Origin of the sequence: Marivita sp., from assembly GCF_020055675.1 — a bacterium.
Lineage (GTDB): Bacteria > Pseudomonadota > Alphaproteobacteria > Rhodobacterales > Rhodobacteraceae > Marivita.
The window spans coordinates 1-12,107 of sequence record NZ_JAIPUS010000048.1 but is presented as its reverse complement, the minus strand read 5'-3'; the positions used below and the strand labels follow the sequence as shown (position 1 = coordinate 12,107).

Below are 12,107 nucleotides of genomic sequence, written 5' to 3'. Positions count from 1 at the left end.
ACATCGCTGGGCTTTGGTGCGAAACAAACGGCGTCGGGCCTGACGTTCCTCTTCGGCTCGGGCGACGCGGCAGACGGCACACGCGCTTTCCTCGGGATCACCTATGGCAACAGCGCGGACAGCGGCGTCGAGAACAACCCGCTTCTGCTGGTCCTGTTGATCTCGGCGATCACTGCGGTGGCGCTGGTTTCGGTGGTGCGTGGCCTTGACGGCGGTGTGAAGGTGCTGTCCGAAATCAACATGGGGCTGGCTGCACTGCTGCTGCTCTTCGTGTTCTTCGTGGGTGGCCCGATCTTCCTGATCACGCTGTTCTTTGACAGTATCTGGGCGTATTTCCAGAACCTGTTTGCCCTGAGCAATCCGTTCGGGCGCGAGGATGTGAACTTCAGCCAGGGCTGGACGTCCTTCTACTGGGCGTGGTGGATCAGCTGGTCGCCCTTCGTCGGCATGTTCATCGCCCGTGTGAGCCGGGGCCGTACGGTGCGTGAATTCCTCATTTGCGTGCTGATCATCCCGACAACGGTTTGTATCCTGTGGATGACCGTCTTCGGTGGTACGGCGCTCAACCAGGTTGTTGCCGATGGCTACACCGGGGCGCTGGATGCGCCGCTCGAACTGAAGCTGTTCCAGATGCTTGCGGAACTGCCATTGGCCACCATCACCTCTGTCATGGGTATCGTGCTCGTGATCGTGTTCTTCGTCACCTCGTCGGATTCCGGCAGCCTCGTGATCGACACGATCACCGCGGGCGGCAAGGTTGATGCGCCGGTGTCGCAGCGGGTGTTCTGGTGCATTTTCGAGGGCGCAGTGGCGATCGTGTTGTTGATTGGCGGCGGGCTTGCGTCGTTGCAGTCAGCGGTGATCTCGACGGGCCTGCCGTTCACGCTGGTGCTTCTGGTGATGTGCTACGCGATCTGGAAAGGACTCGCGAGCGAGCAACGATGACCTGACCGAAACTTTCGCATAAGGCCCCGGCGCGGCTGCGCCGGGGCCTTTTTCGTGCGCGGCCTTGACGCTGCTGGTCGCGCGCGGTTGATATGCACAGCACCGGGGTGAGGAGAGCGACATGCTGGATATGAATTTCGTACGGGCGCAGTTCCCGGCCTTTTCGGAGCCGTCGCTCCGGGGGCAGGCCTTTTTTGAAAACGCTGGCGGGTCGTATACCTGCACACAGGTGATCGACCGCCTGACGCGGTTCTACCGCGCGCGCAAGGTGCAGCCCTATGGTCCCTATGACGCGTCACGCCTTGGGGGCGAGGAAATGGACGAGGCCCGGACACGGCTGGCCGCGCTTTTGGGGGTAGAGGCCGACGAGCTGAGCTTTGGACCGTCGACGACGCAAAACACCTATGTTCTCGCCCAGGCGTTCCGGCAGTTCATGCAGCCCGGAGAGGCGATCATCGTCACCAACCAGGACCACGAGGCCAATACCGGACCATGGCGGCGTCTGGCCGATGACGGCATCGAGGTCCGAGAGTGGCGAATTGATCCGGATACCGGGCATCTCGACATCAAGGACCTTGAAAACCTGCTGGATGACAAGGTGCGCCTGGTCTGTTTTCCGCATTGCTCGAACGTGGTCGGCGAGATCAATCCGGTGCTGGAGATCACCGCGCTTTGCCATGCCGCGGGGGCCTTTGTCTGTGTTGATGGCGTCAGCTATGCACCGCACGGCTTTGCCGATGTGGGCGGGATGGGGCCCGATATCTACCTGTTTTCGAGCTACAAGACCTATGGTCCGCATCAGGGGATCATGGTGATGCGGCGTGCCTTGGGAGAGCTGTTGCCCAATCAGGCGCATTATTTCAATGCGGATACGCTCTACAAGCGCTTCACCCCGGCCGGACCTGATCATGCGCAGGTGGCGGCCTGCGCTGGCATGGTGGATTACATGGACGCTCTTGGCGCGCATCACGGCGTTGCAGCAGGCGGGGCGCATGACCTCATGCGCGATCATGAAGTGCGGTTGTTGCAACCGTTGCTTGACGCGGTGAAGGATCGCAATTCGGTGCGGCTCATTGGCCCGGAACAGGCCACGTCGCGCGCGCCCACGGTGGCGCTGGCGCTGAACAGACCGGGCGCCGAGGTTGCGGCAGAGATGGCGAAACGCGGTATCATGTGCGGAGGCGGGGATTTCTATGCCGTGCGCGCATTGGACGCGATGGGTGTCGACATGCGGAACGGCGTGCTGCGCCTGAGCTTTGTGCATTACACGACCGAAGCCGAAGTGACCAAGGTGATCGAGGCGCTGGACGCAGTTCTTTAGAATTGGTCGCGAGCTTCTGCTATCGCGCGACTGCCTCCAACCTGTTTTCCAACCTCGTCCGGGGTGCGCAGCACCGCTGACCGGTTTGCGCAACGTGCTCCGGGTCGCCAAGCCTCGCGTGGCAGACGACCGCTTTTGGGGCAACTTGGAAACCCGGAAGAGCGGCAATTGGTTTGACCTTTGAGGTTGGGCCGTTACGTCGCGACGGACAACAGAAAAGGGCTCGGGCATGACATCACCCACATTGGTATGGTTTCGCCGCGATCTGCGGCTGAGCGATCACGCGGCTTTGACAGCCGCCGCGGCCCGCGGCGGGCCGGTGATCCCGGTCTTCCTGCGCGACGCCGTGGTGGACGGTCTGGGGGCGGCCCCGAAATGGCGGCTGGGATTGGGGGTCGAATGCCTGGCCGAGGCTTTGACCGAAAAGGGCAGCCGCCTGATCCTCCGGTCCGGGGATGCGCGCGAGGTGATCCCGGCGCTGGTCAAGGAAACCGGCGCGGGCGCGGTGTACTGGCAGCGGGCCTATGACCCGGCATCGGTGGATCGCGACAAGGACGTGAAGGCCGCATTGAAGGACGCGGGCATCGCGGCGGAAAGCTTTGCCGGACACGTGATGTTCGAGCCGTGGACCGTCGAGACCAAGCAGGGCGAATTTTACAAAGTCTATACACCGTTCTGGAAATCGGTGCGGGACCGGATCGTAAAAGAGCCGTTGGCCGCGCCGCCCGCCTTGCCCGCGCCCCAGGCATGGCCCCGTGGCGAGGTGCTGGCGGATTGGGCGCTTGGCGCAGCGATGGATCGGGGGGCCGATTTTGTCCGACCTTTCGTGCAACTGGGCGAAAAAGCCGCGCAGGCGCGACTTGGGGCTTTCATGGCGTCCAAGGTCGCCGATTACGACAGCATGCGCGACATTCCGGGCGCGGACGGCACATCGAACCTGTCAGAGAATTTGTCTCTGGGGGAAATCAGCCCATCGCAATGCTGGCACGCCGGCCAACGGGCGATGCAAGACGGCAAGGCCGGGGCCGAGACCTTTCTCAAGGAGTTGGTCTGGCGCGAGTTTGCCTATCACCTCATGTGGCACACACCGCGCATCCTGTCGGACAACTGGCGCGAGGACTGGGCGTCCTTTCCGTGGAACGAGGATGAGCGCAAGAAAGAGGTCAAGGCGTGGAAGCAGGGCCGGACGGGCGTGCGCTTTGTCGATGCCGCGATGCGCGAGATGTACGTGACCGGCCGGATGCACAATCGCGGTCGCATGATCGTGGCAAGCTATCTGACCAAACATCTGATGTGTCACTGGAAAATCGGAATGGACTGGTTCGATGACTGCCTGATTGACTGGGATCCGGCCTCCAACGCGATGGGTTGGCAGTGGTCTGCGGGATCGGGCCCGGATGCGACACCCTATTTCCGCGTTTTCAATCCGGTGACGCAGCTGGACAAGTTTGACAAGGAGCGCGACTACGTCAGCCGCTGGATCGCGGAAGAGTATGAGACCGCGCACCCGGATGCCTTGAGCTATTTCAAGGCGATCCCGCGATCCTGGTCAATGTCCCCCGATGACAGCTACCCGGATCCGATCGTCACACCGGACGAGGGGCGCAAGCGCGCCTTGTCTGCCTACGAAAACCGCGATTTCTAGGCCGCGGCTCTCGTGACGGCCGGTGTGGTGACATGACCCATATCTGCATGTTATTCGTTGCCTTTTGCGGGCAGGGCCTATGTTGCGTTAAAACTTGCCTTGCCATGGTGGCTGCGGCTAGTACCCCCCGAAATACATACAGCGGATGGCGCGCATGATCCTGAGTTCGACAGACAAACAGCCCAACCTGCCACGCTACTTCACCCAGGTGTTCGCGATGGCAGATCGTTTGCGGAAGGGGCGCGTGGATTTCATCCTGCCGGATGGCCGCAAATTTCGCGCGGATGGTGCCGAACCGGGACCGGTGGCAGAAGTGCATGTGCACAATGACGACTTGTTCGCCCGCCTGATCCGGGATGGCGATCTGGGGTTCTGCGACGCCTATCTCGAAGGGTGGTGGAGCACGCCGGACCTGCAGGCGTTCATGGATTTCGTGCATGGCGACAACAACGAGGTTTACGACAGTTTTCCCGGCAAGAACCTGTTGCAGATGTACGAAAAGCTCCGGTTCTGGTTGCAGTCCAATTCCAAGCGGCAGGCAAAACGGAACATCAGCTATCACTATGATCTGGGCAACGACTTTTACGCCCTGTGGCTCGACGATACGATGACCTACTCCTCGGCCCTGTTCGAAACGGGTCAGGAGAGCCTCGAAAAGGCGCAGACTGCCAAGTATGCCAGCATGGTGGACCAGATGGGCGCGCAGGCGGGTGATCACGTGCTCGAAATCGGATGCGGCTGGGGTGGTTTTGCCGAATATGCCGCCAGGGAACGCGGGTTGCGCGTGACCGGTCTCACTATCAGCGAGGAACAATACAAGTTCGCCGTTGATCGAATCGAGAAAGCCGGACTGTCGGACCTGGTGACCTTCAAGTTGCAGGACTATCGCGATGAGCGCGGCAAATATGATGGGATCGCATCGATCGAAATGTTCGAAGCGGTGGGACAGAGGTACTGGCCGACCTATTTCTCTTCCGTGAAGGAGTGCCTGAAACCGGGCAAGAACGCGACGCTTCAGATCATCACGGTTGAGGATGCGCGCTGGGATGTCTACAATAGGGGTGTCGATTTCATTCAGAAATACATCTTCCCCGGAGGCATGCTGCCGAGCCCGACAGTGCTGCGCGAGGAAATCGAAAGCGCCGGTCTACAGGTCGCGCGGTCGATCGAATTCGGGGAAAGCTACAGCCAGACCCTGCGACGCTGGCACGAAACCTTCAATGAAAAGTGGGATCATGTTGCCAATCTTGGCTTCGATGACCGGTTCCGCAGAATGTGGAATTTTTATCTGACCTCTTGCGCGGCGACCTTCCTTAGCGGAAACTGTGATGTAACCCAGATCACGATCACGAGACCTGTTTGACATGCCAACCGCCGCCAAAGCCATTGCAGCCCTCTGTCTGGCGGCCTTGGGGTATCTTTCTTCCGAACTGGTCAAGACACTGGTCCCGGAACTCACGAATTTCGGTCGGTTCTCGCAATACAATGCGGCGATCGGCGCAGTGATTGGCTGGATCGTCGTGGGCAAGCGCGCCGGGCGTGGCACGCGCGATGCGATTGCCAACGGCTTGACCGGCGTTGGCGCGATGATCTTCTGGGCGTTGATCCTGCATGCCAGCTATGAGATGTTCAACCTGTCGATGAAGCGCCGGTTCGATGGACCCGTCGAGGCGTTTGCCGCGATTTTCGAGGTTGGTGTCGAATACGGTGCGCTTTTGCTGAACCCGATGATGATCTCTACATTCCTGATCGGCGCGGTGCTGACAGGCTACTTTTCGGAATACGCTGCGCGGCATTGGAAATAATCGATCTTGGCCCTGTCTCTCTTTTTCTACGGCACGCTGCGTCACGTGCCTCTTCTCGAGGCCGTGCTGGGCGTTGCCCCGGGCACGCTGCATCCCCGGCTGAGCGATGCGGTCCTGCCGGATCATCGCGTGTCCTGGGTGCGCGACGAAGCCTATCCAATGATCGAGAAATCCGCCGGGGTCATGGCCCAAGGCGTGATGTTGCGGGATGTCAGCGAAGATGAGGAAGAACGGCTAAGATATTACGAAGGCGCGTTTTCCTATCATCTGAGCGATGTGCAGATCGACGTGGACGGGCAGGTGCGCAAGGCGGCCTGTTTCTACCCCATGGCCTCGAAGCAGACACGCGGCGCAGAGTGGCATCTCCGGGACTGGGTCCGCATTTGGGGGGACATGGCGGTCGGCGCGGCGCGCGACGTGATGGCCCGCCGGGCACGGTACGATGCGGAAACGGCGGCAAATTTACACCCGTTTTTGATGGCGCGGCATTGGTCGCGAATGCTGGCGCGGCGGACTGCGGCGCCCACCACGTCTCGTTTCACGCCGCAGGATGGCGATGTCGCAATCACTGCGCGGGGCGAAGGATATCGCGGTTTCTTCGAATTGGCAGAGTTCCAGTTAAATCATCGGCGCTTTGATGGCAGCCGCAGTTCCACCGTTTCGCGCGAGGCGTTCGTTGCCTATGACGCCGCGCTGGTGCTCCCTTATGATCCGAAAACCGATCACATCTTGCTGATCGAACAGTTGCGATTTGGACCCTTGTGGCGCGAGGATCCGCGCCCTTGGGTGCTGGAACCGATCGCGGGGCTGGTCGACGCGGGCGAAGACCCGGCCGATGCCGCGCGTCGAGAGGCGATGGAGGAAGCGGCTCTGACCCTTGGACAGCTTGAGCCGATGGTCGGCGTCTATGCGTCGCCCGGATACTCAACCGAATTTTTTCATTGCTTTCTCGGCGTTACAGACCTTTCTGAATTCAAGACTTCAAATGGCGGTCTGGCTTCGGAGCACGAGGATATTCGCAGTCATGTCATGCCATACGGACGCGCAATGGACTTGGTCGGCACCGGCGAAATCAACGCCGGACCGCTTGTCATGATGCTGTATTGGCTGGCGGCGGAACGCGACCGATTGCGCGCCTCGGCTTGAGTTCCCGGCACTGCACGCCTACACAATTGGAAACCAAATTTGACGGGGGCACCATGCGATTTGCGGGCGAATTGGCCGAGGCTGTCGGCAACACTCCATTGATCAAGCTGCGCAAGGCGAGCGAGCTGACGGGATGTACCATTCTGGGAAAGGCCGAGTTCCTCAATCCGGGCCAGTCGGTCAAGGATCGCGCGGCCCTGTTCATCATCAAGGATGCCATTGAAAAGGGGCATCTGACCCCGGGTGGCACGATCGTCGAAGGCACTGCCGGAAACACCGGGATCGGGCTTGCGCTGGTGGGGGCGTCCATGGGGTTCAAGACGATCATCGTGATCCCGGAAACCCAAAGCCAGGAAAAGAAGGAGATGTTGCGGTTGGCAGGGGCGGAATTGGTCGAAGTCCCGGCGGCGCCCTACAAGAATCCGAACAACTATGTCCGCTATTCCGGGCGTCTGGCCGAAGAGATGGCGCGACGCAGCAACAAGGGTGTGATCTGGGCCAACCAGTTCGACAACGTTGCCAACCGGCAGGCGCATGTGGAAACCACTGGCCCCGAGATTTGGGAGCAGACGGATGGCAAGGTTGACGGCTTCATCTGCGCCGTGGGTTCCGGCGGCACGCTGGCAGGGGTGGCCGAGGCGCTTCAGCACAAGGGCGTGAAGATCGGGCTGGCCGATCCCATGGGGGCCGCGCTTTATTCCTATTACACCACCGGAGAGTTCAAATCCGAAGGCGGATCGATCACTGAAGGGATTGGCCAAGGGCGCGTCACAGCCAACCTCGAAGGCTTCAAACCCGATGTCGCCTACCGAATCCGCGATGAAGAAGCGCTGCCCATCGTGTTCGATCTGTTGTCCGAAGAGGGGCTGTGCCTTGGTGGATCGTCGGGCATCAACATCGCCGGGGCGATGCGCCTGGCCAGGGATTTGGGGCCGGGCCAAACAATCGTGACGATCCTGTGCGACTATGGCACGCGCTATCAATCCAAGCTGTTCAACCCTGATTTCCTGCGTGAAAAGGGTCTGCCGGTTCCGGATTGGATGGCCGCGGCCCCAGTGGATATTCCCACGGTTTTCGAGGACGTATGACGCGTTTCCTGGCGGCTTTCCACGCGGCACTTCTCCTGTGTCTTGTCGCCGTCGGTCCGGCTCTCGCGCAAAGCGAAGCGGTCGACTACGACTCCTGGCAGCAGGTGGCCGAACGCGCCGAAGAGACAATTGCACGCGACCGTGCCTCGACCGAGGCGCTGGAAGCGTTGCGGTCCGATCTGGCCGCGTATCGCGAGCGCCTGCTTGCTCGGCAATCGCAGGAAGATCCGCGCATTTCCACATTACGCTCGCAGCTCGACGCGCTGGGAGCACCGCTTGAAGACGGGGCAGAATCCGCGGAGATTTCAGAACGCCGCGCCGAACTTCAGTCCCGGATTGCCGAGCTCGAAGCGCCAACCCTGCGCGCCAGGGAGGCCTACAATCGCGCGGACGGGTTGATCAAGGCCGTCGACGACATGATCCGGACGCGGGAGACCGAACGCCTGCTGCAACGCAATGCCAACCCGCTTGATCCACGTCTTTGGGCCCCTGCGGTCTCAAGCTTCGTGCGCCCGTTCTACAACGTCGCCGAGGAAATAACCTCGAATTGGTCAAAAGCGACGGCGCGGCAAGTGCTGATGGATCAGCTTCCGGCGATCCTTCTGTCGGTGGGCGCCGCGCTGCTGCTTGTCTTCCGTGCGCCGAAATATATCGACCGTATGGGAAGCTGGCTTCGTCGAAAGACACGGCGCGGCACGGGCGTCTGGAGTGTGTTGCTGGGCCTGTTGCGCGTATTGCTGCCAGTGGCCGGGGCATTTCTTCTGTTCTTCGCGATCAGCCTCAGCGGCCTTCTGGGCGAAATCGGACAATCCATCGTCTTTGGCTTGCCGTCCATGTTGTTCGTGGTCCTGATTGCCCGTTGGCTTGCGGCTGAAACCTTTTCGGAAGAAGACGACGTGACCACGATCACCTTGTCCCAGCAGAGGCGGACCGAGGCGCGGTATTACGTGAATTCATTGTCCTGGCTTCTCGCGGTCAATATGCTTTTCTCCTATCTCGTGGACGTCAACGAATGGGAGATCGAAGCCCGCGCGGTCATGGGGTTCGTCGTGCACGTGCTGTGCGGCCTGATCCTGTTCCGGCTGGGCCAGATCCTGCGCAAGACAGGTACGTCCGACACCGACACAGGCGAAGAGTCGACCGATAGTGGCGCGTCGCTGACGTTCCCGTCGCGGCTGGCCCGGCTAGCCGGGCAGGCGGCGATGGTGGTTGGCGTGATCGGGCCGATCCTGTCGGCGATCGGCTATTTCAACATTGCCGAGGCGCTGATCTTTCCGACGATCCTGACACTTGGTCTGTTTGCCGTGTTACTGATCTGTCAGCGGTTCATCCAGGACGTCTACCACCTGATTACCGGCGTGCCGCTGGACGAAAGCCAGAGCCTGCTTCCCGTGCTGTCAGGCAGCCTCCTGACGGCGATTGCAGTGCCGGTCCTCGCGCTCATCTGGGGCGCACGGGTGGCCGATCTGACAGAGGTCTGGGCGCGCTTCCAGGCCGGGTTTTCGTTCGGGGCGACGCAGATTTCGCCCACGGATTTTCTGACCTTCGCGGCGGTGTTTGTCATCGGCTACGTCTTGACGCGTTTGTTGCAAGGCGGTCTGCGCGGGTCGGTGCTGCCCAAGACCCGGCTGGACAAGGGTGGGCAAACGGCCATCGTGTCGGGCACCGGCTATCTGGGGATCTTCCTGTCGGCGGTCATCGCTGTCACTGCGGCCGGGATCGACCTGACCGCGCTTGCCTTCGTGGCGGGGGCGCTGTCTGTCGGTATCGGTTTCGGTCTGCAGAACATCGTGCAAAACTTCGTGTCGGGGATCATCCTGTTGATCGAACGCCCGATTTCGGAAGGCGACTGGATCGAGGTGAACGGCCAGCATGGCACCGTGCGTGACATTTCGGTGCGTTCGACTCGGATCGAGACCTTTGACCGGACCGAAGTGATCGTACCAAACGCGGACCTGGTGTCCAATTCGGTCACCAACTACACCCGCGACAACATCCTGGGCCGCCTCGTTCTGGATGTCGGGGTCGCCTACGGGACCGATACCCGCAAGGTCGAGGAGATCCTCTACAAGATCGCCCGCAACCACGACATGGTGTTGATGAATCCCGAACCTTTCGTGCATTTCAAAGGCTTCGGCGCGGACTCGCTCGATTTCGATGTGCGGATGATCCTGCGCGACGTGACCCAGCTTTTTGTGGTGCGCACCGAGATGAACCACCTGATCACCGAAGCCTTCCGCAAGGAAGGAATCGAGATTCCCTTCGCGCAACGGGATATCTGGTTGCGCAACCCCGAAACATTGCAAGGCCGGGCGGATGCCGTATCGAGCGCGCCCCGCCGCGGCGATCGCCATGGCGATGACACACAGGACGTTCCCTCGTGACAGACTACTCTACACCGCTGTACCTTTCCGATCCTTACGCCCGCGATTGCACGGGCCACGTTGTGGCGCACACAAGCGAAGGCGGTGTCGTGTTGGATCAATCGGTGTTCTACCCGACTGGCGGTGGCCAGCCCGGTGACAATGGCTGGATCGATTGGCAGGGTCAGACAGTCGCCATCGCGACCACCGTGAAAGGCGAGGGCGGCGCAAGCGTTCTGGTTCCGTCCGAACCGGCCCGATTGCCCCCGGTCGGAACCCGTATCCACCAGAGGCTCGACTGGGACCGCCGCCACAATCACATGCGCATGCATACCGCGCTCCACCTGCTTTCCGTCGTGATTCCCCTACCGGTGACCGGCGGTCAGATCGCCACGGGGCGCGGACGTCTCGACTTCATGATGCCAGAGCCGCCGGAAGATCGCGATGCTGTCGAGGGTGCGTTGAACCGCCTGATTGATCTGGACCTTGTGGTCCGGGACAGCTGGATCAGCGAGACCGATCTGGATGCGAACCCGTCGCTGGTGAAAACCATGTCGGTGCGCCCCCCGCGCGGCAGTGGCAACGTCCGATTGGTGGCGATCGGCGACGGCGGAGACCAGGTTGATCTGCAACCCTGTGGCGGAACCCATGTCGCGCGGACTGGCGAGATCGGCCGCATCCTGCTTGGCAAGATCGAGAACAAGGGCAAGCAGAACCGCCGCGTCTCGATCTCGCTGGACAGGTGATGCATCGTCGGTTGTTCCTGCTGACCGGCGGGTTCCTGATCGCCGTGGGATTGGTTCTGCTTTTCGCGCCGCAGGCTTATGTGTCGCTCTACGCGGTGGATTACGCCGCGGGAATGGACTTTCCCGCCCGCCGCTTCGCCCCTGTCGTGCTCGCAATGGGGACCGTGTTGGTCCTGGCCCGGACCCACGCGTCAGAGCGATTTCTCCTGGATCTCAGCCTGATCGCCGCGGCTGCATTCCTCGCCGTCGCCGCCACCGGCCTTCACGCCTGGTTGACCGGCGTCGCGCGCCCGACGATCCTCGCCGCGGCTGCCGTCGAGGCCCTGCTGGCGACCGCTTTCCTTGCGGTTTGGCTGCACTTGCGAAATCGATAGGCGCGGGGGCGCGTGAAAACTGTTTTCGACCTTCAAGGTCGTCCTGCGGGGGGCCGAGGCGCGCCATCCCGCACGCCAGGGCCCGTCTTGCCCTCTCGTGAACACCCGCCATGACGGGCAGCGGGCAAACTGCCCAAACCTGCCCACACGCGCAAGGTTGCCGATGCAAGGGGTCCGTGTTCGAAAAAGACGGGTCTTGGCAGGCCGTCGCTCCACGCCTCTTGGACAGGTGCATCCGTCTGACGAAAAAGGCTGCGGAACCCACCGTGCGGGGCATGGCTGGGTGGAAAGTCGTGGCGCCTTGCAGGCACGGCGGTGCGCGGGCCGCGCTGGATACCTTTGTCATCGGGGCAAAACGACCGATCTGCGAAGCCCTGCGCGTGAATGTTTCGGGCGCCCTTGGCCAAGTCCGAGCAGAGCCTTGTCCCGCTTGGCCAGGTGCCGTCCGCGTCGCACAAGAGTCCCGATCCGCATAGGACAAACTCTGTGTTCAAAACTCTCAACAATCGCCTTGCATCTACCAGCGGCTTTCTTCTAAACCATGCAGCGGAGCGGTGGCCGAGTGGTCGAAGGCGCACGCCTGGAAAGTGTGTAGGCGGGAAACCGTCTCGAGGGTTCGAATCCCTTCCGCTCCGCCACTTGCCCTTGTGAAAGCATTCTCCCGATCCGACTGC

10 protein-coding genes and 1 tRNA gene are annotated in these 12,107 nt (G+C 61.3%); all 11 read left to right on the top strand.

The features are described from left to right. Positions 1 to 945: BCCT family transporter (locus LCF59_RS16880; protein ID WP_292288790.1), on the top strand; the 945-nt coding region annotated here is incomplete at its 5' end. Positions 946 to 1,066: 121 nt separating this feature from the next. After that, the gene (locus tag LCF59_RS16875) at positions 1,067 to 2,266 is read left to right on the top strand and encodes an aminotransferase class V-fold PLP-dependent enzyme (protein ID WP_292288789.1); all 1,200 of its coding nucleotides are present in this window, start codon (positions 1,067 to 1,069) and stop codon (positions 2,264 to 2,266) included. A 229-nt stretch (positions 2,267 to 2,495) separates the two neighbouring features. Then, positions 2,496 to 3,911, top strand: a complete 1,416-nt coding sequence (locus tag LCF59_RS16870; protein WP_292288788.1) for a deoxyribodipyrimidine photo-lyase — start codon at positions 2,496 to 2,498, stop codon at positions 3,909 to 3,911. 154 nt (positions 3,912 to 4,065) lie between these two features. After that, positions 4,066 to 5,274: a cyclopropane-fatty-acyl-phospholipid synthase family protein gene (locus LCF59_RS16865; protein ID WP_292288787.1), complete on the top strand. Its 1,209-nt coding sequence runs from the start codon at positions 4,066 to 4,068 to the stop codon at positions 5,272 to 5,274. A 1-nt stretch (position 5,275) separates the two neighbouring features. Continuing rightward, complete coding sequence (locus LCF59_RS16860) at positions 5,276 to 5,716, top strand: TrgA family protein (RefSeq protein ID WP_292288786.1); 441 nt, start codon at positions 5,276 to 5,278, stop codon at positions 5,714 to 5,716. Positions 5,717 to 5,722: 6 nt separating this feature from the next. Then, complete coding sequence (locus tag LCF59_RS16855; RefSeq protein WP_292288785.1) at positions 5,723 to 6,862, top strand: NUDIX domain-containing protein; 1,140 nt, start codon at positions 5,723 to 5,725, stop codon at positions 6,860 to 6,862. 53 nt (positions 6,863 to 6,915) lie between these two features. Further along, on the top strand, positions 6,916 to 7,950 hold the full coding sequence (locus LCF59_RS16850; RefSeq protein ID WP_292288784.1) for a cysteine synthase A: 1,035 nt from the start codon (positions 6,916 to 6,918) through the stop codon (positions 7,948 to 7,950). Further along, complete coding sequence (locus tag LCF59_RS16845; RefSeq protein ID WP_292288783.1) at positions 7,947 to 10,334, top strand: DUF3772 domain-containing protein; 2,388 nt, start codon at positions 7,947 to 7,949, stop codon at positions 10,332 to 10,334. The genes LCF59_RS16850 and LCF59_RS16845 overlap by 4 nt, the downstream gene beginning before the upstream one ends. Then, on the top strand, positions 10,331 to 11,059 hold the full coding sequence (locus LCF59_RS16840) for an alanyl-tRNA editing protein (RefSeq protein WP_292288782.1): 729 nt from the start codon (positions 10,331 to 10,333) through the stop codon (positions 11,057 to 11,059). Before LCF59_RS16845 ends, LCF59_RS16840 begins: the two co-directional genes overlap by 4 nt. Next, a complete protein-coding gene (locus LCF59_RS16835; RefSeq protein WP_292288781.1) occupies positions 11,059 to 11,433 on the top strand; it encodes a hypothetical protein in 375 nt (124 codons plus the stop codon). Before LCF59_RS16840 ends, LCF59_RS16835 begins: the two co-directional genes overlap by 1 nt. Before the next feature lie 548 nt (positions 11,434 to 11,981). Continuing rightward, a tRNA-Ser gene (locus tag LCF59_RS16830) sits at positions 11,982 to 12,071 on the top strand. Positions 12,072 to 12,107 lie beyond the last annotated feature (36 nt).